This is a genomic window from Pseudomonas sp. TH32 (genome assembly GCF_016650855.1).
GTDB lineage: Bacteria > Pseudomonadota > Gammaproteobacteria > Pseudomonadales > Pseudomonadaceae > Aquipseudomonas.
In genome coordinates this window covers 333666-357975 of record NZ_JAEKFA010000001.1, presented here as the reverse complement: position 1 = coordinate 357975, position 24310 = coordinate 333666, and the positions used below count along the sequence as shown (strand labels likewise).

At 60.9% G+C, this 24310-nt stretch carries 23 protein-coding genes; 18 read left to right on the top strand and 5 right to left on the bottom strand.

All coding sequences use genetic code 11. The features are described from left to right. Positions 1-91 precede the first annotated feature (91 nt). The 11 genes from ffh (at position 92) to JFV30_RS01605 (ending at position 13474) form a co-directional block, all read left to right on the top strand. A complete protein-coding gene (gene ffh / locus JFV30_RS01655; protein WP_003209589.1) occupies positions 92-1468 on the top strand; it encodes a signal recognition particle protein in 1377 nt (458 codons plus the stop codon). A gap of 250 nt (positions 1469-1718) precedes the next feature. Further along, positions 1719-1970, top strand: a complete 252-nt coding sequence (rpsP, locus tag JFV30_RS01650) for a 30S ribosomal protein S16 (RefSeq protein ID WP_003209587.1) — start codon at positions 1719-1721, stop codon at positions 1968-1970. A 5-nt stretch (positions 1971-1975) separates the two neighbouring features. Next, positions 1976-2512, top strand: coding sequence for a ribosome maturation factor RimM (rimM, locus tag JFV30_RS01645; protein ID WP_003175898.1), 537 nt, complete (start codon positions 1976-1978; stop codon positions 2510-2512). Positions 2513-2555: 43 nt separating this feature from the next. Continuing rightward, positions 2556-3266, top strand: coding sequence for a tRNA (guanosine(37)-N1)-methyltransferase TrmD (gene trmD, locus JFV30_RS01640; RefSeq protein WP_237151084.1), 711 nt, complete (start codon positions 2556-2558; stop codon positions 3264-3266). A 45-nt stretch (positions 3267-3311) separates the two neighbouring features. After that, positions 3312-3662, top strand: a complete 351-nt coding sequence (gene rplS / locus JFV30_RS01635; protein ID WP_003175895.1) for a 50S ribosomal protein L19 — start codon at positions 3312-3314, stop codon at positions 3660-3662. A 111-nt stretch (positions 3663-3773) separates the two neighbouring features. After that, positions 3774-4670: a site-specific tyrosine recombinase XerD gene (gene xerD / locus JFV30_RS01630; RefSeq protein WP_010176826.1), complete on the top strand. Its 897-nt coding sequence runs from the start codon at positions 3774-3776 to the stop codon at positions 4668-4670. Positions 4671-4824: 154 nt separating this feature from the next. Continuing rightward, the gene (dsbC, locus tag JFV30_RS01625) at positions 4825-5556 is read left to right on the top strand and encodes a bifunctional protein-disulfide isomerase/oxidoreductase DsbC (RefSeq protein WP_003209582.1); all 732 of its coding nucleotides are present in this window, start codon (positions 4825-4827) and stop codon (positions 5554-5556) included. A gap of 127 nt (positions 5557-5683) precedes the next feature. Further along, positions 5684-6988 carry a homoserine dehydrogenase gene (locus tag JFV30_RS01620; protein ID WP_010176825.1) on the top strand — a complete coding sequence of 435 codons (1305 nt, stop codon included), beginning with the start codon at positions 5684-5686 and terminating at the stop codon, positions 6986-6988. Positions 6989-7055: 67 nt separating this feature from the next. Further along, positions 7056-8465 (top strand): threonine synthase, encoded by a 1410-nt coding sequence (gene thrC, locus JFV30_RS01615; RefSeq protein WP_169387192.1) that lies wholly within the window; start codon positions 7056-7058, stop codon positions 8463-8465. A 142-nt stretch (positions 8466-8607) separates the two neighbouring features. Further along, complete coding sequence (locus tag JFV30_RS01610; RefSeq protein WP_207201796.1) at positions 8608-12156, top strand: transporter substrate-binding domain-containing protein; 3549 nt, start codon at positions 8608-8610, stop codon at positions 12154-12156. A gap of 73 nt (positions 12157-12229) precedes the next feature. After that, on the top strand, positions 12230-13474 hold the full coding sequence (locus tag JFV30_RS01605) for an EAL domain-containing response regulator (protein ID WP_201121611.1): 1245 nt from the start codon (positions 12230-12232) through the stop codon (positions 13472-13474). Here the strand turns inward: JFV30_RS01605 and JFV30_RS01600 are convergent. Both JFV30_RS01600 and JFV30_RS01595 read right to left on the bottom strand, forming a co-directional pair. Beyond that, positions 13443-14096 (bottom strand): response regulator transcription factor, encoded by a 654-nt coding sequence (locus JFV30_RS01600; protein ID WP_169387195.1) that lies wholly within the window; start codon positions 14094-14096, stop codon positions 13443-13445. The two genes, JFV30_RS01605 and JFV30_RS01600, sit on opposite strands and share 32 nt — an antisense overlap. Positions 14097-14246: 150 nt before the next feature. Next, positions 14247-14447, bottom strand: a complete 201-nt coding sequence (locus JFV30_RS01595; protein ID WP_177046462.1) for a hypothetical protein — start codon at positions 14445-14447, stop codon at positions 14247-14249. A 303-nt stretch (positions 14448-14750) separates the two neighbouring features. Here JFV30_RS01595 and JFV30_RS01590 point away from each other — a divergent pair, with 303 nt between their 5' ends. After that, entirely contained in the window at positions 14751-15035 is a 285-nt protein-coding gene (locus tag JFV30_RS01590) for a DUF3509 domain-containing protein (protein ID WP_010176819.1), read from the top strand. A gap of 171 nt (positions 15036-15206) precedes the next feature. On the opposite strand, the gene JFV30_RS01585 is transcribed toward JFV30_RS01590, so the two are convergent. Further along, positions 15207-16085 (bottom strand): TIGR02285 family protein, encoded by an 879-nt coding sequence (locus JFV30_RS01585; protein WP_201121610.1) that lies wholly within the window; start codon positions 16083-16085, stop codon positions 15207-15209. After that, on the bottom strand, positions 16085-17284 hold the full coding sequence (locus tag JFV30_RS01580; protein WP_201121609.1) for a CaiB/BaiF CoA transferase family protein: 1200 nt from the start codon (positions 17282-17284) through the stop codon (positions 16085-16087). Before JFV30_RS01580 ends, JFV30_RS01585 begins: the two co-directional genes overlap by 1 nt. A gap of 148 nt (positions 17285-17432) precedes the next feature. On the opposite strand from JFV30_RS01580, the gene JFV30_RS01575 reads away from it, so the two are divergent. From JFV30_RS01575 to JFV30_RS01550, 6 genes are all read left to right on the top strand, one after another. After that, positions 17433-17975: a YaeQ family protein gene (locus JFV30_RS01575; RefSeq protein ID WP_003209567.1), complete on the top strand. Its 543-nt coding sequence runs from the start codon at positions 17433-17435 to the stop codon at positions 17973-17975. 203 nt (positions 17976-18178) lie between these two features. Further along, the gene (gene recJ / locus JFV30_RS01570; RefSeq protein ID WP_010176816.1) at positions 18179-19888 is read left to right on the top strand and encodes a single-stranded-DNA-specific exonuclease RecJ; all 1710 of its coding nucleotides are present in this window, start codon (positions 18179-18181) and stop codon (positions 19886-19888) included. A gap of 151 nt (positions 19889-20039) precedes the next feature. Continuing rightward, on the top strand, positions 20040-21146 hold the full coding sequence (locus JFV30_RS01565; RefSeq protein WP_201121608.1) for an NADH:flavin oxidoreductase/NADH oxidase: 1107 nt from the start codon (positions 20040-20042) through the stop codon (positions 21144-21146). 82 nt (positions 21147-21228) lie between these two features. Further along, positions 21229-21729, top strand: coding sequence for an AAA family ATPase (locus JFV30_RS01560; protein WP_010176814.1), 501 nt, complete (start codon positions 21229-21231; stop codon positions 21727-21729). Then, the gene (locus JFV30_RS01555) at positions 21713-22249 is read left to right on the top strand and encodes a GNAT family N-acetyltransferase (protein ID WP_201121607.1); all 537 of its coding nucleotides are present in this window, start codon (positions 21713-21715) and stop codon (positions 22247-22249) included. Before JFV30_RS01560 ends, JFV30_RS01555 begins: the two co-directional genes overlap by 17 nt. A gap of 201 nt (positions 22250-22450) precedes the next feature. Continuing rightward, the gene (locus JFV30_RS01550; RefSeq protein ID WP_029616165.1) at positions 22451-22636 is read left to right on the top strand and encodes a hypothetical protein; all 186 of its coding nucleotides are present in this window, start codon (positions 22451-22453) and stop codon (positions 22634-22636) included. 45 nt (positions 22637-22681) lie between these two features. On the opposite strand, the gene JFV30_RS01545 is transcribed toward JFV30_RS01550, so the two are convergent. After that, the gene (locus JFV30_RS01545) at positions 22682-24307 is read right to left on the bottom strand and encodes a glucan biosynthesis protein D (RefSeq protein WP_201121606.1); all 1626 of its coding nucleotides are present in this window, start codon (positions 24305-24307) and stop codon (positions 22682-22684) included. Positions 24308-24310: the final 3 nt, after the last annotated feature.

Below are 24310 nucleotides of genomic sequence, written 5' to 3'. Positions count from 1 at the left end.
GCTGTTTTTAATAGCGATTTACCACAGCCTGGGCCGCCATTACCTCGGTCTACCAATGCATTTCGATGAATAGGGCCTGAAAGGATCGCGCATGTTTGAAAATCTGACTGACCGTCTCTCGCAGACGCTGCGCCATGTCACCGGCAAGGCCAAGCTGACCGAGGACAATATTAAAGACACCCTGCGTGAAGTGCGCATGGCGTTGCTGGAAGCCGACGTCGCCTTGCCGGTGGTGAAGGACTTCGTCAACTCGGTCAAAGAGCGCGCGGTGGGCACCGAAGTGTCCCGCAGCCTGACCCCGGGCCAGGCGTTTGTGAAGATCGTCCAGGCCGAACTCGAAAGCCTGATGGGCGCGGCCAACGAAGATTTGAACCTCAGCGCCGTGCCGCCGGCCGTGGTGCTGATGGCCGGCCTGCAAGGTGCGGGCAAGACCACCACCGCCGGCAAACTGGCGCGCTTCCTTAAAGAGCGCAAGAAGAAGTCGGTGATGGTGGTGTCTGCGGACGTTTACCGTCCGGCCGCGATTAAACAGCTGGAAATGCTGGCGGGCGAAGTGGGTGTGACCTTCTTCCCGTCCGACCTGAGCCAGAAGCCGGTCGACATTGCCCAGGCAGCTATTAAAGAAGCCAAGCTTAAATTCATCGACGTGGTCATCGTCGATACCGCCGGTCGCCTGCACATCGATGAAGAGATGATGGGCGAGATCAAGGCGCTGCATGCCGCGATCAACCCGGTAGAAACCCTGTTCGTGGTCGACGCCATGACCGGCCAGGATGCGGCCAACACCGCCAAGGCCTTTGGTGATGCGTTGCCGCTGACCGGTGTGATCCTGACCAAGGTCGACGGCGACGCCCGTGGCGGCGCCGCGTTGTCGGTCCGTGCGATTACCGGCAAGCCGATCAAGTTCATCGGTATGGGCGAGAAGAGCGAAGCGCTCGAACCGTTCCACCCTGAGCGGATCGCCTCGCGTATCCTCGGCATGGGCGACGTACTCAGCCTGATCGAGCAAGCCGAAGCTACCCTCGACAAGGACAAGGCCGACAAACTGGCCAAGAAGCTGAAGAAGGGCAAGGGCTTCGACCTCGAAGACTTCCGCGACCAGCTGCAACAGATGAAGAACATGGGCGGCCTTGGCGGCCTCATGGACAAGCTGCCGAACATCGGTGGCGTGAACCTGGCGCAAATGGGCAACGCCCAGGGCGCGGCAGAGAAGCAATTCAAGCAGATGGAAGCCATCATCAACTCCATGACCCCGGCCGAGCGCCGCGACCCTGAGCTGATCAGCGGTTCGCGCAAGCGTCGGATCGCCATGGGTTCCGGCACTCAGGTGCAGGACATCGGTCGCTTGATCAAGCAGCACAAGCAGATGCAGAAGATGATGAAGAAATTCTCCGCAAAAGGCGGAATGGCCAAGATGATGCGCGGCATGGGCGGTATGTTGCCCGGCGGCGGCATGCCGAAGATGTAAAGAATTCGAGCAAAAGCCCGCTTTTGCTCCGACCCACAGGGATGTGGGATCTCCAGCAAACCCGCCGTTGGCGGGAGCTGACTTGCCGTTTTAACCGACGGCTCTATAGCAGATCTGAATGGCACGCTGATAGGCGCCAGAAAAAGACATTTGCAAAAGTCCGGATATTCCTTAGAATATGCGGCCTTTCGGGCACCTATGCCCGCTGTGCATTTAGATTTGCAGCACCGACTACAGGAACGATGTTCACATGCTAACAATCCGTCTTGCCCTTGGCGGCTCCAAAAAGCGCCCGTTTTACCACTTGACCGTAACTGACAGCCGCAACCCACGTGACGGCTCTCACAAGGAACAAGTAGGCTTCTTCAACCCGATCGCTCGTGGTCAAGAAGTCCGTCTGTCCGTGAACCAAGAGCGCGTAGCCTACTGGCTGAGCGTTGGTGCACAACCTTCTGAGCGCGTTGCTCAGTTGTTGAAGGATGCATCTAAGGCTGCGGCCTGAGCAATATGAACGCGACGCCAGCGGTTGCTGATGATTTGATCGTTATCGGCAAGATTTATTCTGTTCATGGCGTTCGCGGCGAAGTGAAGGTGTATTCCTTTACTGATCCGACTGAAAACCTGTTGCAGTACAAGACCTGGACGCTCAAGCGCGAAGGTAGTGTGAAGCAGGTAGAGCTGGTCAGTGGACGCGGGAGCGACAAGTTCCTGGTCGCAAAGCTCAAGGGTCTTGATGATCGTGAGGAAGCTCGTCTTCTGGCCGGTTATGAGATCTGCGTGCCGCGCAACCTGTTCCCTGAATTGACCGACGGCGAGTACTACTGGTACCAGCTGGAAGGTCTGAAGGTTATTGATCAACTCGGGCAACTGCTCGGGAAAATCGATCATCTTCTGGAAACCGGCGCCAATGATGTAATGGTGGTCAAGCCTTGCGCTGGCAGCCTGGATGATCGCGAACGCCTGTTGCCCTATACCGAGCAATGCGTGTTGGCCGTCGACCTGGCAGCGGGCGAGATGAAGGTGGAATGGGACGCGGACTTCTAACGTGGCTAACCTGCGCGTTGAAGTGATCAGTTTGTTTCCCGAGATGTTTTCCGCCATCAGCGAGTACGGCATCACCAGTCGGGCGGTGAAACAGGGGCTCTTGCAGCTTACCTGTTGGAACCCGCGAGACTACACGACGGATCGACATCACACTGTGGACGATCGCCCATTTGGCGGTGGCCCGGGCATGGTGATGAAGATCAAGCCCCTGGAAGATGCATTGGTTCAGGCCAAGGCAGCCGCCGGGGAGAAGGCGAAGGTAATTTACCTGTCCCCTCAAGGCCGTCAGCTGAATCAGTCGGCGGTACGCGAGTTGGCGAATCTGGAAGCATTAATCCTGATTGCCGGTCGCTATGAAGGCATTGACGAGCGTTTTATTGATGCTCATGTCGATGAAGAGTGGTCGATTGGGGACTATGTCCTGTCTGGCGGCGAGCTGCCGGCGATGGTCCTGATAGATGCGGTTACACGACTGCTGCCTGGAGCTTTAGGGCATGCGGACTCCGCGGAGGAAGATTCCTTCACGGATGGTTTGCTGGATTGCCCGCACTACACCCGACCGGAGGTGTATGCGGATCAGCGTGTTCCCGACGTATTGCTAAGTGGCAATCACGCACACATCCGGCGTTGGCGTTTACAGCAGTCCCTCGGGCGGACCTATGAACGACGCGCCGATCTTCTGGAAAGCCGCTCGCTTTCTGGAGAAGAGAAGAAGCTGCTCGAGGAATACATCCTCGCGCGGGACGATAGTTAACAACGTATCGATGGTAGGTCCGACGACTTACCTTAGGAGCACAGCATGACTAACAAAATCATCCTTGCACTCGAAGCAGAGCAGATGACCAAAGAGATCCCTACCTTTGCCCCGGGCGACACCATTGTCGTTCAGGTGAAAGTGAAGGAAGGCGACCGTTCGCGTCTGCAAGCGTTCGAAGGCGTGGTAATTGCCAAGCGTAACCGTGGTGTGAACAGTGCTTTCACTGTTCGTAAAATCTCCAACGGTGTTGGCGTAGAGCGTACTTTCCAGACCTACAGCCCGCAAATCGACAGCATGGCCGTTAAACGTCGCGGTGACGTACGTAAAGCCAAGCTGTACTACCTGCGTGACCTGTCCGGTAAAGCAGCTCGCATCAAGGAAAAACTGGCTTAAGTCCAGCTTCCCGATGCAGAAAAAAGCAGCCTACGGGCTGCTTTTTTGTGCCCGCGATTTGAGTGGTCGCGATAGGATCTATCGACACCACCGTTTTCAGCCTGAGTTCTCATGCCTGCCATTGATCACCCCCAGATAGACCGCTTCCTCGACGCCCTCTGGCTGGAAAAAGGCCTGTCGGACAACACCCGTCAGGCGTACCGCAGCGACCTGGCGTTGTTCAATGGCTGGCTGCAGGAGAAAAACCTGGAGCTGCTCAACGCCGGTCGTGAGCTGATTCTCGACCACCTGTCCTGGCGCCTGGAGCAAAACTACAAACCCCGCTCCACTGCGCGGTTTCTTTCCGGCGTACGTGGCTTTTATCGCTACCTGCTGCGGGAAAAGCTGATTGCTATCGACCCAACCCTGCAAATCGATATGCCACAGCTGGGTCGGCCATTGCCCAAATCCCTGTCGGAAGCCGACGTGGAGGCTCTACTCGCTGCCCCAGACCTGAGCGAAGCCATCGGCCAGCGCGACCGCGCCATGCTGGAAGTGCTGTATGCCTGCGGCCTGCGTGTCACCGAGCTGATCAGCCTGACCCTCGAACAGGTCAATCTGCGCCAGGGCGTGTTGCGGGTGATGGGCAAGGGCAGCAAGGAGCGCCTGGTGCCGATGGGCGAAGAGGCAATCGTGTGGATCGAACGTTACATGCGCGACGCCCGCAGCGAGCTGCTCAACGGCCGCCCCAGCGATGTGCTGTTCCCCAGCCAGCGCGGCGAGCAAATGACCCGCCAGACCTTCTGGCATCGAATCAAGCACCAGGCCAAGGTCGCGGGCATCGGTAAGTCGCTGTCGCCCCACACGCTGCGCCATGCCTTCGCTACGCATTTGCTCAACCACGGCGCGGATTTGCGCGTGGTCCAAATGCTCCTGGGGCACAGCGACTTATCCACCACCCAGATCTACACCCATGTCGCGCGGGCACGTTTGCAGGACATGCACGCCAAGCATCATCCCCGCGGATGAAAATCACGCCGGAAAAAGCCCAATTTCCCCGCGACTGGCTGCCCTGCGGCCCAACTGTGGTAGGCTTTGCCGGTTCGCAAAGGGGACGGCCCAAACCCGTGTTTGAAGATCGGTGTTCCTGCTCCCGTCCCTGCATCTGCCTTCAGGAGTTCCCATGCGCTTGACCCAGATTTTTGCCATCGCAGCCATTGCGTTGGTCTCAACCTTTGCCGTCGCCGACGACGCCGCCGAGAAGACTATCCGCAAGAGCCTGGAAGCCCTCCAGCTCGACACCCCGATTGAAAGCATCAACGCCAGCCCGATGGCCGGCCTTTATGAAGTCAAGCTCAAGGGCAGCCGCGTGCTGTACGCCAGCGCCGATGGCCAGTACATCGTCCAGGGCTACCTGTTCCAGCTGAAGGACGGCAAGCCGGTGAACCTCACCGAAAAAGCCGAACGGTTGGGCGTGTCCAAGCTGATCAACGGCATTCCAGTAGCTGAAACCGTGGTGTACCCGGCCATTGGCGAGACCAAGACCCATATCACTGTGTTCACCGACACCACTTGCCCTTACTGCCACAAGCTGCACGCCGAAGTGCCTGAGCTGAACAAGCTCGGCGTTGAAGTGCGCTACGTGGCGTTCCCGCGCCAGGGCCTGGGTTCGCCTGGCGACGAGCAGTTACAAGCCGTCTGGTGCTCGGCCGACAAGAAAGCCGCCATGGACAAGATGGTCGATGGCAAGGAAATCAAGGCCGCCAAGTGCGCCAACCCGGTTTCCAAGCAGTTCGCCCTCGGCCAGTCGATTGGTGTGAACGGTACGCCGGCCATCGTATTGGCTGACGGTCAGGTGATTCCGGGCTACCAGCCTGCGCCGCAAGTTGCCAAACTGGCACTGAACGCAAAGTAAGCACTATCGTCGAGCCTTTGACGATCATGACCGGCCGACCATTCGGCGGGTCATTAATAGAGAGCCGCAGTTGTGCGGCTGTTTTCACGGCCGACCTAGAGTCGGCCGTTTCATGGGGAGTTCTTCAGTGAAACCGGTCAAAGTAGGCATCTGTGGGTTAGGGACCGTCGGTGGCGGCACCTTCAACGTACTTCAGCGTAACGCTGAAGAAATTTCCCGCCGTGCAGGGCGTGGGATTGAAGTGGCACAAATTGCCACGCGTACGCCAAAGCCTCAGTTCCAGACGACCGGTATTGCGATTACCAACGATGTCTTCGAAGTTGCCACCAACCCTGAAATCGATATCGTCATCGAGCTGGTGGGCGGCTACACCGTGGCCCGCGAGCTGGTGCTCAAGGCCATCGAAAACGGCAAGCACGTGGTTACCGCCAACAAGGCGCTGATCGCCGTGCACGGTAATGAAATCTTCGCCAAGGCCCGCGAGAAGGGCGTGATCGTGGCGTTCGAAGCGGCCGTGGCCGGTGGCATCCCGGTGATCAAGGCGATCCGTGAAGGCCTGTCCGCCAACCGCATCAACTGGGTCGCCGGCATCATCAACGGCACCGGTAACTTCATCCTCACCGAAATGCGCGAGAAGGGCCGTACCTTCGAAGACGTGCTGGCTGAAGCCCAGGCCCTGGGTTACGCCGAAGCCGACCCGACCTTCGACGTGGAAGGCATCGACGCGGCCCACAAGCTGACCATCCTGGCGTCCATCGCCTTTGGTATCCCGCTGCAGTTCGACAAGGCCTACACCGAAGGCATCACCCAGCTGACCACCGCCGACGTGAACTACGCCGAAGCCCTGGGCTACCGCATCAAGCACCTCGGTGTGGCGCGCAGCACCCCGGCCGGCATCGAGCTGCGTGTGCACCCGACGCTGATCCCGGCCGACCGCCTGATCGCCAACGTCAATGGCGTGATGAACGCCGTGATGGTCAACGGTGACGCTGCCGGTTCGACCCTGTTCTACGGCGCCGGTGCCGGCATGGAGCCTACAGCCTCCTCGGTGATCGCCGACCTGGTGGACGTGGTTCGCGCCATGACCAGCGACCCGGAAAACCGCGTACCGCACCTGGCCTTCCAGCCGGATTCGCTGTCGGCCCACCCGATCCTGCCGATCGAAGCCTGCGAAAGTGCCTACTACCTGCGCATCCAGGCCAAGGATCACCCGGGCGTGCTCGCTCAGGTGGCCAGCATCCTGTCGGAGCGCGGCATCAACATTGAATCGATCATGCAGAAGGAAGTCGAAGAACAAGACGGCCTGGTGCCCATGATCCTGCTGACCCACCGCGTGCTGGAACAGCACATCAACGATGCCATCGCCGCGCTTGAAGCGTTGCAGGGTGTGGTTGGGCCGGTGGTGCGGATTCGCGTCGAACACCTGAACTAATCGTTTTGCGCCAAGGGCCCCACGCGTTCGGCGGCCCTTGTTCAAGCATGCTCTAGAGGAGCCAGTCATGCGTTATATCAGCACCCGCGGCCAGGCACCGGCCCTGAATTTCGAAGACGTTTTGCTGGCCGGTCTGGCCACTGACGGCGGCCTGTATGTGCCGGAAAACCTGCCACGCTTCACCCAGGAAGAAATCGCTTCGTGGGCCGGCCTGCCGTACCACGAGCTGGCGTTCCGGGTCATGCGCCCGTTCGTCACCGGCAGCATCCCGGATGCGGATTTCAAGAAGATCCTGGAAGAAACCTACGGCGTGTTTTCCCACAGCGCCATCGCCCCGTTGCGCCAACTGAACGGCAACGAATGGGTCCTGGAACTGTTCCACGGCCCGACCCTGGCGTTCAAGGATTTCGCCCTGCAACTGCTGGGTCGCCTGCTCGATTACGTGCTGGAAAAACGCGGCGAGCGCGTGGTGATCATCGGCGCCACCTCCGGTGATACCGGCTCGGCAGCGATCGAAGGTTGCAAGCATTGCGAAAACGTCGACATCTTCATCCTGCACCCGCACAACCGCGTGTCGGAAGTGCAGCGTCGCCAGATGACCACCATCTTCGGCGAGAACATCCACAACATCGCCATCGAAGGCAACTTCGATGACTGCCAGGAAATGGTCAAGGCCAGCTTCGCCGACCAGAGCTTCCTCAAGGGCACGCGCCTGGTGGCGGTGAACTCGATCAACTGGGCGCGGATCATGGCCCAGATCGTCTACTACTTCCATGCATCCCTGCAGTTGGGCGGCCCGGCGCGTTCGGTGTCGTTCTCGGTGCCAACCGGCAACTTCGGTGACATCTTCGCCGGTTACCTGGCGCGCAACATGGGCCTGCCGATCAACCAGTTGATCGTCGCCACCAACCGCAACGACATCCTGCACCGCTTCATGAGCGGCAACCAGTACGTCAAGGAAACCCTGCACGCCACGCTGTCGCCATCGATGGACATCATGGTCTCGTCGAACTTCGAACGCCTGCTGTTCGACATGCACGGTCGCAACGGCGCGGCCCTGGCCGGCTTGATGGACAGCTTCAAGCAAGGCGGCGGTTTCAGCGTCGAGCAAGAGCGCTGGACCGAGACCCGCAAGCTGTTCGATTCCCTGGCCGTGGACGACGCCGAAACCTGCGAGACCATCGCCGAAGTCTACGCCCAGACCGGCGAGCTGCTGGACCCGCACACCGCCATTGGCGTCAAGGCCGCGCGCGAATGCCGCCGCAGCCTGGACATCCCGATGGTGATCCTCGGCACCGCGCACCCGGTCAAATTCCCGGAAGCGGTGGAGAAGGCGGGTGTTGGCAAGGCGCTGGAATTGCCACCGCACCTGGCTGACCTGTTTGAACGTGAAGAGCGTTGCACCGTGTTGGCCAATGACCTGAAAGCTGTGCAGGCGTTTGTCAGCCAGCATGGCAATCGCGGCAAGCCACTCTGACCCAACGGCTTTACGTGGTAGCTCAAGCCCGTCCTCGTGACGGGCTTTTTCATTCTGGCGAGCCATACTTGCGCGGCGACCAACAAGAATAATCAAGGAAACCAACACGGTGTGTTTATCGACCCGAGGACGTGTGTGGCTGATGTGCGTGCTGTTGCTTGGCCATGGTTCGGCAAGCCTGGCTGCCGTCAGCCTGCCGTTCAAGCTGGTGCCGGCGTTCATTGCCCTGGAACCCATGCCCCTGACGTCCAGCGAGCAGCAATGGCTGGCGGCGCATCGGCCATTGAAGGTGGGCATCTCGATTGATGACTATCAGCCGATTGATATCACTCGCGACCGCAATCGCTACCAGGGCATCAGCGCCGATTATCTGAGTCTGATCGGCGCGCGCCTGAATGCGCCGATGCAGGTATTGGGTTTCGCCGAACGGGCGCAGGCAGTGGAAGCCTTGCGTACCGGTGCCATTGATATTCTCACCAGCGCCAATGGTTATGAACGTGACGTGCCGGGCCTGCGTTTTACCGCAGACTACATGCCGGATCGTTCGGTAGTGGTCGTGCGCCGGGATGACACCACCCAGAACGAAGACCTCAAGGACAAGAAGGTGGTGCTGCTGGAGGGCTACGCCAACGTCAAGAATGTGCACCATGCTTATCCCGGCAGCCACATCATGCTGGCACCGAATCTCTACAGCGGCCTGGAAGCGCTGAAGCAAGGCGATGCCGATGCGTTTATCGGCAACGAAGTGATTGTGCGGGCCTACAAATCGCTGCGGCCCTACCTCGGCTTGCAGATCAAGGTGGAAAGCCGGCTGGCTCCCATTGGCTTTGCTTTCGCCACTCGCGAGGCCGACCCGCAGCTGGGCGCGATGATGGACCAGGCGCTGTCGAGTATCGATGACTCCGTGCGCCGGGAAATCCTCGCGCGCTGGACCACCGGGCTCGGGGTGGGTATCGCCGCCGAGCGCATCGCCTTGTCGGCCCCGGAGCGGGCCTGGGTGCTCCAGCATCCCCACGTGGTGGTGGCGTCCCAGCAACTGTCGCCTTACGTATTCAAGGACAAGGACGGCCAGTGGGTGGGGCTGAATGTGGACCTGCTCAACCGCATTTCACGCATGACCGGCTTGCAGTTCGTCATGGAGGAAGTGTCTTCCACGGCACACACCCTGGCGCTGCTGGAAACCGGCAGGGCAGACATGAACACCACCCTGGCCGAGAATCAGGAGCGCCGGGCCTTTCTCAATTTCAGCCATGGTTTCGGGGGTTCCGGCTGGGTGTTCATCCAACGCGCTGACGCGCCGCCAGTGGCCAGCCTCAGTGATCTGTCAGGCGAGGTGCTGGCGTTGCCGGCGCGCCATGTCCTGGAAGGGTATATCCGTCGCGAGCACCCCGGGATCACGCTGCAATCGGTGGAGAACTACGCCCAGGCCCGTGAACGGGTCACGCGTGGCGTGGCGGCGGCGACCATCCAGAGTGAAGTGGAAGTGCAGAGTTACCCGGCCGACGAGTTGCGCATCGGTCGCAGCGTCGAGGGCAAGTGGTCGGCCAACAGCCTCTCGGTGCGCAAGGACCAACCCGAACTGCTGAGCATCTTGAACAAGGCGTTGGAGGCGCTTCCGGTGGCGGAGCTGAGCGCCTTGCGCCTGCGTTGGCTGGGCGCCGTGCCGATCCCGGTGCCCGCCTGGCAGCGTGTGCCGCCATGGGCTTATTGGACGGTCGCCATGGCGCTGCTGTTTGTGCTGGTGTCCCTGGCCTGGAACAGCCGGCTCAAGCGTCAGATTCGCCAGCGACTGCAGGCCGAGCAGCGGCTCAACGACCAGTTGGCGTTCAAGCGCGCGCTGCTGGATGGCATGCCCAACCCGGTGTTCGTGCGCGATCTGGACGGCCGCCTGGTGACCTGCAACACCAGTTATGAACAACAACTGAATACCCGGCGCGAGCAGATTCAGGGCCTGACGCTGATGGAAAGCCGGCTGATGCCCGACGCAACGGCCGCGCGTCTGCACGCCGGCCATATGGAACAGTTGGCGACGCAGCGGTCGTTGTTCGTCGACCGGCAGTTGGAGTTCAACGGCGGGTCTTTTCATGTCTATCAGTGGACGGTGCCGTTCTTTGATGCCAAGGGCCAACTGCAGGGTTTGCTCGGTGGCTGGATCGACATCCATGAGCGCAAGGTCCTGGAGAATCAGTTGATGGACGCCCGTCAGGCGGCTGACGAAGCGAACTACGCAAAAAGCGCATTTCTCTCGACCCTGAGCCACGAGATTCGCACACCGATGACCGCCATCATCGGTCTGCTTGAGCTGGAACAGGAGCGTGCCCTGGCTGAAGGCAACCCCGTGTCCGAAGCATTGCGGGTGGCCCATCGCTCGGCACGGGAGCTGATTGAGTTGATGGGCGACAGCCTTGATCTGGCCAAGATCGAAGCCGGTCATCTGCAACTGGCACCGCAGCCCACTGAGTTGAAAGGTTTCTTCGAGGACATACAGCGCCTGTTTGAAACCATGGCGCAGAAAAAGGGCCTTCACTTGACCCTGGCATTCGACCCGGCCGCCCAGGGGTATTACTGGTTCGACCCGCTGCGTCTGCGTCAGGTCATCCATAACCTGTTGGGCAACGCGCTCAAATTCACCCCGCACGGTGAGGTTCGGGTCAGTGTCGCCCGCAAGCTTGACCGCGCGGGCGTCGAATACTTGCACCTGTGCGTGGAAGACAGCGGCCCCGGCATCGGTATCGAACAACAGGCGCGGGTGTTCAAGCCGTTTATCCAGGTCAGCGCGCTGACCGCTGCCGAGCATGGCGGGACCGGTCTGGGCTTGAGCATCTGCCAGCAACTGGTGGAGTTGATGGGCGGCAGCATCAGCCTGAGCAGTGTTGTGGGGGAGGGCACGGTGGTGTGCATCGACCTGTACCTGGACCGGGTCGGCAGTGACGACGTGCCGGCGCAACCGGGTACGGCGCCGCTGGCCGCCAGCCGCAGCCTGTCGGTGTTGGTGGTGGATGACCTGCCGGCGAACCGGATGGTGCAGGTTCAACAGTTACAGTTCCTCGGCCATCAGGTCGTGGCCGTCGACTCGGCGGAGGCGGCCCTGCAGCGTTGGCGCAACGAGGTGTTTGACGTGCTGGTCACCGATTGCAACATGCCGGGCATGTCCGGCTATGCCTTGAGCGAGGCCATACGCCGGATCGAAGCCCAGGAGCAAAGGCCGCGCAGTGCGCTGGTGGGGTGCACGGCCAATGCCTTTGAGGATGAACAGCAGCGCTGCCGGGAGGCTGGAATGGATGAGCTGCTGGTCAAACCCGTGACCCTGGAGCACTGGACGCGGGTGCTCACCCGGGTGGCGCCTTCGCGCTCGTTCAGTATCCAGACGCTGCGCACCATGACTCAGGCCGACGGGCCGGTTTTGCAGCGGATGTTGGAGGAACTGGCGAGGAGCCTTGAGCAGGAACAACAGGTGCTGGCCGCCGCCATGGCGGATCACGACCAGGCCCGGCTGGGGGCCTCGCTGCATCGCCTGAAGGGCATTTGCTGCCTGGTGGATGCGTTGCCGTTGGCCAAGGCTTGCGTGGCGCTTGAAGGCTGTATTCGCGAGCAGCGCAATGCTGAAATTGACGTGCACTGGTTGGCGCTGTGCGATGCATTGATCGAGTTCCGGTGCGAGCTTGAGGGCCATCTGAATCAGCACAAATAGGACATGTCCTATGGGGAAAGCGCGGTGTTTTGGCTAGTCTTCGCGCCCTCGCTTCTCCCCGGTATTGTTTTCCATGCGCTCCCTCAATGTCCTGATCCTCGAAGACAACCCGTTCCAGCTGATGGCCCTGCATCAGATGCTCAATGCCAACGGCGTATTCAATGTACGCACGGCTGAAAGTGTCGACGCCGCTCGCCAGTCCCTGGAGAGCAAGGGCGCGGTGGACATTGCGATTTGCGATCTGTACCTGGAGCAGGGGGATGCTCTGGAACTGATCCGCGAACTGGCTGAGCGTCGTCTGGCGCAAGTATTGATCCTGCTGAGCAACGCCGAGCCGGATGTGCTGGACGGTGTGGCGAACATGGCGCGCCAGCTGGGGCTTAACGTGCTCGGCTGTTTGCCCAAACCGGCGTCGGCAAAGCTGATCGGGCAAGTCTTGACGGCGTGCCGGGAGCGCTTGCGGCCTGGGCCGCCAGTGATGTCCTGGGGGCGGGTGCGCCAGTTGCTGGGCTTGAGCGACATAGAGCAATTGCCGCCTTCGGCGGATGTGAGCCAAGCGGCTATCGCCCGTTGCGGCACTGTCTGGTATCAGCCCATCGTCAGCCAGGCGGGCGCGTTGCAAGGTGTCGAAGCGCTGGCACGTTGGCAACTGCCTGAAGGCGAACGGCTGTTGCCTGACGCGTTTCTGCCGGTGCTGGAGTTTGCCGGAATGGAAGAGGCATTTACCTGGCATGTGTTGGAGCAGGCGCTGGGCATGGCCGCACACGTCGTGCGCGAGAGCGGCCAGGTGCTGCCGGTGGCGGTGAACATCCCCGGACGTATGCTGGAGCGCCCGCACTTTTCCCAGGTGCTGCAAGGCCTGCTGCAGCTTCACGGGGTGCCCGCTCATGGTTTGACCCTGGAGTTGGTGGAAACCTCGCGCTTTAAGACGGACAGCGCCCACGTCACCGGCTTGCTGCGTGTGCGGATGATGGGGTGCAAGCTGTCCATTGGGGATTTCGGCGTGGGCGGCACCAGCCTGCAACGCTTGCTGGAACTGCCCTTCAGCGAGCTGAAAATACCCCCGACGTTTGCCAGCGGGATGGCCAAGGATGATCGCAAGGCGGCAGTGGTTGCTGGCGCCATGAGCATGGCCAGGCGCTTGGGCGTCGGTGTGGTGGTGACCGGGGTTGAAAGCGCTGCCGATTATCACGCGGTGAGTGAGTTGGGCGCGGCATCGTTGCAAGGCTGCTACATCGCCCGGCCCATGGACGGCGAGGCGCTGAAACAGTGGATCGCGTTTCAGGCTAGGCCAGTCCGTGTTCCTGCACATAGATAAACAGCGCGGCGTCGTTGCTCAGGCCCAGCTTGCGCATGGCGCTGACTTTCTGTGCGCTGACGGTCTGCTTGCTGCGGTGCAGATTTGCGGCAATCTCGCCTACCGTCAAACCGCCGGCCAGCAGGCGGATGACTTCCAGCTCACGGGGTGACAGTTGATCCTGAGAGTGCACGCGCTCGACGCCTGCCAGGTTCAGTGACTGACTGATGGTCTGGGCCACATAACGTCGCTGCTGGCGCACCTGACGGATCGCCTCCGGCAATTCGTCCGCCAGACTGGCCTTGCTCAGCAAACCCATGACGCCCAACTCCAGGATGGCGTGAAACAACCCGGCGTTATTGAGCATGGTCACCACCACGATGGGCAGCGCCGGGTGATGCCGGCGCAGTTGTTCAATCAGGCGCAAGCCGTCGGCCTGGGGCTCGGCGGGCATCATGAAGTCGGTGACCACTACGTCACAGGCACAGTGTTGCAGCAGCTCGCCGAGGGCCTGGGGAGAATTGGCCTCACCGACGATGGTTAGCCGTTCGTCACGCTCCAGGACCGCCCGCAGGCCGATGAGGAAAATCGGATGGTCGTCGGCGAGGACGATGCGCAATGGTTTTTCAGACGCTTCTTTCAATACAGGCTCCCGGGGTAATTCGGGGATTCTAGCCTGTTAACGCGGGAGATGAATTGGCGGTACGGTTTTACAGTTATGCAAAAACGCCGCCTTCCCTTCCTTGGGACAACGGCGCTTTTCGTTTCAGGCAGGCCCGGCTGGCGCGATGGTTTACGCCAGTAGTTTGTGCGCCAGGGCCATTATGGTGCCGATAGCGGTAAACATGCCGAGGACGATGCCCATGGGGTACCAGAAATTTTCGCGGGTGATCTTGTGCGCTTCAGCGTTGAGTTTGCGTTGCTCTGCATAGATGCGTGATATGTCGGCGTGAATCTTTTCCAATGCAGCCTGCTCTTGGTTGTGTTCCAGCATCGTCTTCATCCTTCGAAAGTTAGGGGCCTTTTGAGCTTCACTATTGCCTGCATGACAGCGTGACCAGCACCCACCGAGTATAGGATTCACCCTCGGCATCAGCGCCAAAACAGCGGCCCATTGAGTAAGCAGTTATGTGCCGCCGTTTTTTGCTTGTCATGTTGCAAGCGCATGCTGGACACGTCATCCCCGGCAACCCTTGAAAGACGAAAAAGCGAACTTTCCTACGAGACAAATAGTCACTTAGGATAGATGCAGCTCCCGTTTACACGATTGTTCCCGAACTATTGAGTGGTGATCGAGATGGAAAGTATCAGCCTATTGCTCGGTGAAGCACTGAGCCCTTACCAGGTCACGCTGACCACCTCGGGTGTGCAGGGCGAATGCCTTGTGACCGTAAAGAATCCAGCCGGTGCGATTGTGGTCGAACGCGAAGTCGACCAGGCCCAATTGACCGATAAGCGTGCGTTGGTGGATGTGGTGGACTGTTTGCACCGCGACCTGATGATTGCCGAAGGACGCCTGGAACCCTCGGTCATAGCGGCCTTGCGCAATGCGGCCCTGACCCGGCCCATTGTCTGCGCATGAAGATTTATTTTTGTTGGGAACCTTCCTACGGCAAGGTGAGTCAGATTTTGTAACAGCGAGATCAAGCATTGTGCTCCGGTGCTTGTCGCTCGTTGTTACTGGTCTTTGTAGGCCCTTATTAACCCCGAGTTGTCTCCCCACTGCTCGGGGTTTCTTTTTGCCTGCGATTTGTCATGGGGCGGGGACATCCTGGAAAAACGTCGGGTTGCCGTTGAGGTATTGCTCACGCATGACCGGGTCGAGCCATGAGGCGTAGGACTGTCGCAGTTGCTCCTGCGGGATCTCGCGCAGCACCTGGTTGATCCGCTCGATGGCCTCGCGGCCCGCCGGGGTGTCAGTGCAGGCAATCCGGGTCAGTTGATAGGGCGGGGTGCCTTTGATGGGGTAGAAGACCAGGTCCTGTGGATCGATGCCCTGTTGCAATGCTTGATAGCGAACTTCGGTCCAGTAACCCAGTACCGCCTCCAGCCGACCCTTTCGTTGCATCTGCAGCAGGCTGCCGAGGGCATCATTGCCGTAGTGCGGTGCCAGCTTGTGGGCACTGGCGTGCTTCAGCGCTTCATCGATGATGGCGCCATAGCTGCGTTCGGCGATGACGCCAAGGCGCGCATCCCGGGCACTCAAAAACGCCTCCAGGTCAAACAGGCCACCCTCTACAAACGGCGCCAGCGCCGCCCGCTGACTCTGGCGGATCGTCACGCCATTGCTCACAGTCGCAAAGGCCTGGGCGGAAAACACAATGGTTTTCGCGCGTTCTGCGGTCCACAACAGGGACGGGTCGCAGGTCAGTGTGCTCGGGTCGCGGAGCATTTGCATGCCGCGCGCACGGTTCACGTGGAGGATCTGGTGCCGATACTCCGGCATGTGCTCGGCGAGTATCGGCAGCAGTTGGTCGAGGGCACCCTGGCCTTTTTGCGGGCCCTCGAAAATCGTCACCGGCGGCAGGTCACGCAATAGCCAGATCAAGGTGTCGTCGGCGTGGCTCGACAGCGGCCACCCCCCGAGCAATGAACCGAGGACGCAGAGTCGAATGATGAAGCGCCGGGCCATCAGATCGCGCCATCCTCGCGCAGGCGCGTAATGGCGGCCGTGTCGTAGCCCAGTTCGTTGAGCAGCACGCTGTTGTGCTCACCCAACTGCGGGCCGACCCACTCACAACTGCCCGGCGTGTCCGACAGTTTGGGCACGATGCCCGGCATCTTGAAGTCCTTGCCGCCGGGGAGCTGCGCCTTGAGGAACATCTCGCGGGCGAGAAACTGCGGGTCTCCCAACATGTCTTCGGCGCTGTAGATGCGGCTGGCGGGCACTTCGGCCTTGTTCAATTGTTCGACCACCTGCTCCAGCGGCAGCGAATTGACCCAGCGATCAATCACCCCATACAACTCATCTCGACGGCTGTCGCGGCCATCGTTGCTGGCCAGGGCCGGGTCGTTGGCCAGGTCGTCCCGACCAATGGCCGACATGAAGCGCTTGAAGATCGCATCGCCATTGGCGCCGATCTGCACATGTTTGCCATCGGCGCTGGTGTGGATCGAGGAGGGCGTGATGCCGGGCATGATGTTACCGGTGCGCTCGCGGATAAAGCCGAAAACGTCGAACTCCGGGATCATGCTCTCCATCATCGCGAATATCGCCTCATACAGCGCCACATCCACGACCTGGCCGAGCCCGCCATTCACTTCGCGATGACGCAAGGCCATCAGCGCCCCAATTACCGCCCACAACGCCGCGATCGAGTCGCCAATGGAAATCCCGGTGCGCACCGGAGGGCGGTCCTCGAAACCGGTGATGTAGCGCAGGCCGCCCATCGACTCGCCCACCGCGCCAAACCCGGGCTGATCCTTCATCGGCCCGGTTTGGCCAAAACCCGAGAGGCGCACCATCACCAGTTCCGGGTTCAGGGCATGCAAGGTTTCCCAGCCCAGGCCGAGCTTTTCCAGCACGCCAGGGCGAAAATTCTCGATCAGGATGTCTGCATCCGCCAACAGCTGCTTGAGGATCGCCAGGCCGTCCGGGTGTTTCAGGTTCAGGGTCAGGGATTTTTTGTTGCGCGCCTGCACAAACCACCACAGCGAGGTGCCCTCATACAGCTTGCGCCACTTGCGCAACGGGTCGCCGCCGTCCGGGGATTCGACCTTGACCACCTCGGCGCCGAACTCGGCGCAGATGCGGGACGCGAACGGGCCGGCAATCAGGGTGCCGAGTTCGATGACTTTCAGGCCGGCAAGCGGTTTGGCGGTAAACGACATGAGGATCCTTTCAGGCGCGGTACGGGGATGTGATGCCTTTTAACATAGGCGAGTGGCGCAGTGATAAGGATGATGCAGCGCAGGATTCGTTGAATCACCTCGCCATCGGTTAGACTTGCCGCCTTTCCCTGTCTCTAGAAGTCCGTTCATGGCCCAGCCGTCCACGACCTACAAGTTTGAACTCAACCTCACCGACCTTGACCGTTCGGTGTACGAGAGCGTCAAGCAGACCATTGCCCGCCATCCTTCGGAAACCGAAGAGCGCATGACCGTGCGTTTGCTGGCCTACGCCCTTTTCTACAACGAGCAGTTGTCTTTTGGTCGTGGCCTGTCAGATGTAGACGAGCCGGCATTGTGGGAAAAAAGCCTGGATGATCGCGTCCTGCACTGGATCGAAGTCGGCCAGCCGGACGCGGACCGCCTGACCTGGTGTTCGCGCCGCACCGAACGCACCACCTTGCTGGCCTACGGCAGCTTGCGCGTCTGGGAAGGCAAAGTGGTGCCGGTGGCGAAAAACCTGAAAAACGTGAGCATCGCCGCCGTACCCCAGGAAATCCTGGAAGTCCTGGCCAAGGACATGCCACGGGTGATCAAGTGGGACGTGATGATCAGCGAAGGCACGATCTTCGTGACCGATGACCGTGGCCAGCACGAAGTCCAGCTGGAGTGGCTGGCTGGCGAGCGCGGCTGAAACGTCGATAACTGATTGGACGCTGGTCGAGTGTGGGAGCTGTCGAGCTTTGGCGAGGCTGCGATGCAGGCGCTGCGGTCTGACAGGTACACCGAGGTGACCCTATCGCAGCCTCGCCGGGGCTCGACAGCTCCCACAAGGGATCACCGCTGTTTTCAGCATTAATTTTCAACGCTGTATTAAAGAGAAGCTTCCGTCACCCCATGCGTATCGATCCTCGCCCGTTGCCCGCCGTCTTGCCATTCCTCGGTGAATTGCCACCGTTGTTGACCCGTCTCTACGCCGCACGCGGGGTGCAATCGGAAGCCGAGCTGGATAAAAGCCTGGCGCGGCTGATCCCGTATCAGCAGCTCAAGGGTATCGATGCCGCCGTGGACCTGCTGGTGACGGCCCTGGAACAGCGCCAGCGGATCCTGATCGTGGGGGACTTCGACGCCGACGGCGCCACCGCCAGCACCGTGGGCACCCTGGGCCTGCGCCTGCTGGGAGCTGCACACGTCGACTACCTGGTGCCCAACCGTTTCGAATACGGCTACGGCCTGACCCCGGAAATCGTCGCCGTGGCGCTGCAGCGCCAGCCCCAGCTGCTGATCACCGTGGACAATGGCATCTCCAGCGTCGAAGGCGTGGCAGCGGCGAAAGCGGCGGGGCTCAAGGTGCTGGTCACCGACCACCACTTGCCGGGCGACGAACTGCCGGCGGCCGACGCCATCGTCAACCCGAACCAGCCGGGCTGTGAATTCCCCAGCAAGGCCTTGGCGGGTGTTGGCGTGATCTTCTACGTGCTGATGGCCCTGCGCGCGCGCTTGCGCAGTTTGGGTTGGTACGAGAACACGCCGCAGCCGAACATCGGCGAACTGCTGGACCTGGTGGCCCTGGGCAGCGTCGCCGACGTGGTCCCGCTGGACGCCAACAACCGCATCCTGGTCTACCAGGGCCTGGAACGCATTCGTGCCGGTCGCGCCCGGCCGGGGATCAAGGCGATCCTCGAAGTGGCCAAGCGCGATCACGCTCGCATTACCTCCACCGACCTCGGTTTTATCCTCGGCCCGCGCCTGAACGCCGCCGGTCGCCTGGATGACATGAGCCTGGGCATCGAATGCCTGCTCACCACGGATTTTGCCGCCGCCCGGGAAATGGCCGCGCAGCTGGACGGCATGAACCAGGACCGCAAATCCATCGAACAAGGCATGCAGCGCGAGGCCCTGGCCCAGCTCAAGGACTTGCCGGTGGAATCGATGCCGTATGGCTTGTGCCTGTTCGACCCGGAATGGCACCAGGGCGTCATCGGCATCCTCGCCTCGCGGATGAAAGAGCGCTACTTCCGCCCGACCATCGCCTTTGCCGATGCCGGTGACGGCCTGCTCAAGGGCTCCGGGCGTTCCGTGCCGGGCTTTCATATCCGTGACGCACTGGCCGTGGTGGCCAGCCAGCATCCGACCCTGATCGCCAAGTACGGCGGCCACGCCATGGCCGCGGGTCTTACCTTGCCCGAGGCCAACTTCCCACTGTTCGCCGAGGCGTTTGACGCCGAAGTGCGTCGGCAACTGCGCGAAGAAGACCTGACGGGCCGACTACTGTCCGATGGCACCCTGGCGGTTGAAGAGTTTCACCTGGAACTGGCCCGCGCCCTGCGCAATGCCGGGCCGTGGGGGCAGCATTTTCCCGAGCCGTTGTTTCATGGGGTGTTCCAGTTGGTCGAGCAGCGCGTTGTCGGCGAGCGGCACCTGAAAGTGGTGCTCAAGAGCGAGTGTGGTTCGGTGAAACTGGATGGCATCGCGTTTGGTATCGACCGTGAAATCTGGCCTAACCCCACCATTCGCTGGGTGGAACTGGCCTACAAGCTCGACGTGAACGAGTTCCGGGGCCAGGAAACCGTGCAATTGATGATTGCCCACATCGAGCCGCGCTGAACCCTGTGCAATCCTCTGTTGTCGACTAGTCTCTAAGCACTGTGTGATCGGTCTTGTGACCTTGTCTTATTTCAGCCCGCCGGGGACGGGTTTTTCGTCGACCTTTCAAACAGAACCCTGGAGCCTGCCCACTGCATAAAAGAGGTGCCCCATGAGTCTGCTGCTTGAACCCTATACCCTGCGCCAACTGACCCTGCTCAACCGCATTGCCGTGTCGCCGATGTGCCAGTATTCCAGTGCCGATGGCCTGGCCAATGACTGGCACCTGGTGCACCTCGGCAGCCGTGCCGTCGGCGGCGCCGGGCTGATTTTTACCGAAGCCACCGCCGTCACTGCCGATGGCCGCATCACCGCCCAGGACCTGGGCCTGTGGAACGACGAACAGATCGAACCCCTGCAACGCATCACGCGTTTTATCAACGCCCAGGGCGCGGTGGCGGGCATTCAACTGGCCCACGCCGGGCGCAAGGCCAGTACGCACCGGCCGTGGATTGGCAAGCACGGCAGTGTCAAGCCGGAAGACGGCGGCTGGGTGCCGGTGGGCCCATCGCCGATTGCCTTTGACCCTCAGCACACCTCGCCCAAGCAACTGGATGAAGGGCAGATTCAGCAAGTGATTGCGGACTTTGTTGCCGCCGCCAAGCGCGCGTTGACCGCCGGTTTCAAAGTGGTGGAAATCCACGCCGCCCATGGCTACCTGTTGCATCAATTTCTCTCGCCCCTGAGCAATCAGCGCCAGGACCAGTACGGCGGCTCGTTCGAAAACCGCATCCGCCTGGTGCTGCAAGTGACCAAGGCGGTGCGCGAAACCTGGCCGCAGGACCTGCCCCTGTTTGTGCGGGTGTCGGCCACCGATTGGGTCGAAGACGGCTGGAACCCGGATGAAACCGTCGAACTGGCCCGCCGCCTGAAAGACCTGGGCGTGGACCTGATCGACGTCTCTTCCGGTGGCACCGCCGCCAATGCGGAAATTCCGACCGGCCCCGGTTACCAGACCCGCTTCGCCGAGCGTGTGCGCAAGGAGTCGGGCATCGCCACCGGCACCGTGGGCATGATTACCGAGCCCGCCCAGGCCGAGCACATTCTGCGCACCTGCCAGGCCGATATCATTTTCCTGGCCCGTGAACTGCTGCGTGATCCGTACTGGCCGCTGCATGCGGATGACGACCTGGGTGGTCGCAAGGCGACCTGGCCGGCGCAGTACCAGCGCGCAACCCATCGGGACCAGCCGATTCATGAGTCGGATCTGCGGGATTGATCGGTACAGGAATCGTGGTAAACATGAAAACCCGCCCTTGAACCGGCGGGTTTTTTTATTGGCCTCAACACCGGAGTAACCCATGTTGCACCTGATCTGCGGCAAAATCGCGTCCGGCAAGTCGACCCTGACCCAGCAGTTGTCGCAGGCTCCACAGGCGGTATTGATCAGCGAAGATGAGTGGCTGTCGCGCCTTTATCCCGGGCAGATCAACGCCCTTGGCGACTATGTACGCTGCACCGGCCAGCTGCGCGATGCGTTGACGGCGCACATCATTTCGTTGCTCAAGGCCGGTATCTCGGTGGTGCTGGATTTTCCCGCCAACACCTTGGCCAGTCGCCGCTGGATGCGTTCGTTGTTCGAGGGCGCGGGCGCTGACCACCAATTGCATTACCTGGACGTGCCGGACGAGGTCTGCAAGGCACGCCTGCGTGCGCGTAACGCCGCCGGCACCCACGCGTTCGAAACCAGCGACGCCCAGTTCGACCTGATCACGGGCTATTTCGAAGCGCCCACGCCTGCTGAAGGCTTCAATCTTGTTCACTATCAGCCATCGGAAACACAGCATGTTGATCAAGCGTGATCTCGCCGAAAAGGACCTGCCGCTGCTGGCGCTGATTGACCGCACCGAACGGGTCGAGGCGTGCTATCGGGTGGAACACGGCGAGTTGCTGCTGTACCCCGAATTCCACGACATGCGCGGCTGGCCCGAGGGCGAGGCCGAGCAGGACGCTGTGGCCCTGCATGCATGCCTCAAGCGCGGTGGTTGGCTGCACGGGGTGTTCGACGGTGAAAGGCTGCTGGCCGCCGTGGTGGTGGACAACCGGGTTATCCACACTCAGGGCCTGCCGATGCGCCAGCTCAAATTCCTGCATGTGAGCCACGGCGCCCGTGGCCTGGGACTGGGCGGCCAGCTGTTTGCCATGGCTTGTGAGCACGCCCGCGCAGCCGGCGCCGAAGCGTTATATGTATCGGCCACGGAGTCACGTAACACGGTGGAGTTCTATCTCCGGCACGGTTGCCGGCTGCTCAAACAGCCGGACCCCGAGCTGTATCAACAGGAACCGCACGACATCCATTTGTATCGCCCGCTTGTGGGATAGCGCTGTAGGTCATTGCCCCGTAAGCGTTTTTTTCAAGTGATTACTCTAAAAAGTCTCACGCCCGGCAAGATAGTTTCTACGCTTACGGTAAGTCTGATCTCTGGCCCAGGAAGTCAGTCGGTTGATCCTCGCAGGCATTGCGTGTCGAGGGATGAGGTGATGGGCAATCAGGAGCAGTCGATTGATACGAGGAGACAGTCCATGGCCAAGTCTTGTGGTGTTGCGGGTGTTGTGTCGTCTTTTCTGGCCCGCAGGATGTCGTTGCGTGGCAAACGCTTGAGTTCGGACGAGGAGCAATTGCTGGAACAGTACCGTGCCCTCACCGAGAGTGATCAGGTGGCGATGCGGTACTTGATCGGGGCGATGAAGAGTATTTCGCGGTTCTGAAAGCGCCGAAGGGGCGTTCCCACGCACGCGTGGGAACGTTCGGTATCAGGTGTACTTGCGCTTGTCTGGCGCAGGTGGGAAGTACTGGTACAGCCAGGTTTCACTCAAGGTACGGTCCTGGGTGCGGATGAACAGTCGCAGCTCAACCGGCTCCACACTGTCGCTGGTCGGGTACCAATCAAACAGGATCCGATAACCCTTGATGGCATCCAGCACCAATACGCTGAAGTCTTTGACCTCACCGTGGGAGCAGGTCACCACCGGTTCGATCCCGGTGCCTTCAGGCAAACGATCCAGCCCGCCGCCGTTGAAGTCCACGGCAAAGCGTCGCGCCCACACCTGCGGGTAATGCTCGCCCGGTGCCCAGCCTTCGGTGAAGCCGCCCATGCCCGAACGGGTAGCGTTAACCTGCGCCAACGGCGTGCTGACCGGCGGCAGGGCGCTCCAGTAGAGCTTGTAGCCGTAGTTCAGGGATTCACCGGCAGCCACGGGCTTTTTCGGGGTCCAGAAGGCCACGATGTTGTCCAGGGTCTCGCCGGTTGTAGGAATTTCCAGCAGGTCGATCGAGCCTTCGCCCCACGCAGTTGTAGGTTCTACCCACAGGCTTGGGCGCTTGCTGTACCAGTCGACCGTGTCCTGGTAGCTGGCGAACTCATGGTCGGTCTGCACCAGGCCGAAGCCTTTCGGGTCGGTGTCGGCAAAGGCGTTGAATTGCAGGGTGGCCGGGTTGTTCAGCGGGCGGCAGATCCACTCGCCATTGCCGCGCCACATGGCCAGGCGGTCCGAGTCGTGGATTTGCGGGTGGATGGTGTCGCACATCCGCCGTTCATGGGTGCCGCAGCTGAACATGCTGGTCATCGGTGCAATGCCCAGCTGTTCGATGGCGGTACGCGCGTTGATATGGGCGTCGATCGCCATCACCACCTGGTTGGCCTGGCAGTCGATGTCGAAGCGGTAGGCACCGGTGGCGCTCGGCGAGTCCAGCAGGGCGTAGACCACGAAGCGGGTGCTGTCCTTGTCCGGGGTTTCGAACCAGAACTTGGTGAAGTCCGGGAACTCCTCGCGCTTTTTCGCGTAGGTGTCGATGGCCAGGCCGCGTGCGGAAAGGCCGTACTGGCCAGTGGAATCCACCGCCCGGAAGTAGCTGGCGCCGAGGAAGGACAGCACGTCGTGGCGGTCCAGTTCCGGGGCCTTGAACAGCTTGAAGCCGGAGAAACCCAGGTCGCCGGTCAGCTGTTTGGTGTCCACCGTGGTTTTTTCATAGTTGAACAGCGAAGGGCGGAAGTGCACTTCGCGGGCCTGGTGGGTTTTCGGGTCGACGCTGTACATGCGCACCGGCGTCTTGAAACCCATGCCGACGTGGAAGAATTGCACGTCCAACTGGCCGTTCAGCTCCTTCCACAGGGAATGCTTGCCGTCGTAGCCGATGGCGTTGAAATTCTGCGGGGTCATGGTCGCCAGGGTCGGCGGCAATACCTGCTTGGTGTCCTGGTAGCGATTGCTGGCCAGTTGCTTGGCCTGGATCTTCAGCGCCTCGAAATCGAAGGCCTGGGCCTCACCATCGGCGGCGCGATTGCCCGCCCAGGCTTGGGCGGCCAGCAGGCCACTGGCCGACAGACCGGTGTAAGCCGCAATGGCCATGGACGCTTTGAGCAAATTCCTGCGGTGCATAAA

Bases quoted from the DNA above. Each gene is read 5' to 3' on its own strand.
- JFV30_RS01565 (WP_201121608.1), top strand. From the start codon at position 20,040: ATGAGTCTGCTGCTTGAACCCTATACCCTGCGCCAACTGACCCTGCTC.
- JFV30_RS01595 (WP_177046462.1), bottom strand. From the start codon at position 14,447: ATGCTGGAACACAACCAAGAGCAGGCTGCATTGGAAAAGATTCACGCC.
- rimM (WP_003175898.1), top strand. From the start codon at position 1,976: ATGAACGCGACGCCAGCGGTTGCTGATGATTTGATCGTTATCGGCAAG.
- trmD (WP_237151084.1), top strand. From the start codon at position 2,556: ATGTTTTCCGCCATCAGCGAGTACGGCATCACCAGTCGGGCGGTGAAA.
- xerD (WP_010176826.1), top strand. From the start codon at position 3,774: ATGCCTGCCATTGATCACCCCCAGATAGACCGCTTCCTCGACGCCCTC.
- JFV30_RS01590 (WP_010176819.1), top strand. From the start codon at position 14,751: ATGGAAAGTATCAGCCTATTGCTCGGTGAAGCACTGAGCCCTTACCAG.
- recJ (WP_010176816.1), top strand. From the start codon at position 18,179: ATGCGTATCGATCCTCGCCCGTTGCCCGCCGTCTTGCCATTCCTCGGT.
- JFV30_RS01555 (WP_201121607.1), top strand. From the start codon at position 21,713: ATGTTGATCAAGCGTGATCTCGCCGAAAAGGACCTGCCGCTGCTGGCG.
- JFV30_RS01580 (WP_201121609.1), bottom strand. From the start codon at position 17,284: ATGTCGTTTACCGCCAAACCGCTTGCCGGCCTGAAAGTCATCGAACTC.
- ffh (WP_003209589.1), top strand. From the start codon at position 92: ATGTTTGAAAATCTGACTGACCGTCTCTCGCAGACGCTGCGCCATGTC.
- JFV30_RS01575 (WP_003209567.1), top strand. From the start codon at position 17,433: ATGGCCCAGCCGTCCACGACCTACAAGTTTGAACTCAACCTCACCGAC.
- rplS (WP_003175895.1), top strand. From the start codon at position 3,312: ATGACTAACAAAATCATCCTTGCACTCGAAGCAGAGCAGATGACCAAA.
- JFV30_RS01550 (WP_029616165.1), top strand. From the start codon at position 22,451: ATGGCCAAGTCTTGTGGTGTTGCGGGTGTTGTGTCGTCTTTTCTGGCC.
- JFV30_RS01545 (WP_201121606.1), bottom strand. From the start codon at position 24,307: ATGCACCGCAGGAATTTGCTCAAAGCGTCCATGGCCATTGCGGCTTAC.
- thrC (WP_169387192.1), top strand. From the start codon at position 7,056: ATGCGTTATATCAGCACCCGCGGCCAGGCACCGGCCCTGAATTTCGAA.
- JFV30_RS01585 (WP_201121610.1), bottom strand. From the start codon at position 16,085: ATGGCCCGGCGCTTCATCATTCGACTCTGCGTCCTCGGTTCATTGCTC.
- JFV30_RS01605 (WP_201121611.1), top strand. From the start codon at position 12,230: ATGCGCTCCCTCAATGTCCTGATCCTCGAAGACAACCCGTTCCAGCTG.
- JFV30_RS01610 (WP_207201796.1), top strand. From the start codon at position 8,608: ATGTGCGTGCTGTTGCTTGGCCATGGTTCGGCAAGCCTGGCTGCCGTC.
- dsbC (WP_003209582.1), top strand. From the start codon at position 4,825: ATGCGCTTGACCCAGATTTTTGCCATCGCAGCCATTGCGTTGGTCTCA.
- rpsP (WP_003209587.1), top strand. From the start codon at position 1,719: ATGCTAACAATCCGTCTTGCCCTTGGCGGCTCCAAAAAGCGCCCGTTT.
- JFV30_RS01560 (WP_010176814.1), top strand. From the start codon at position 21,229: ATGTTGCACCTGATCTGCGGCAAAATCGCGTCCGGCAAGTCGACCCTG.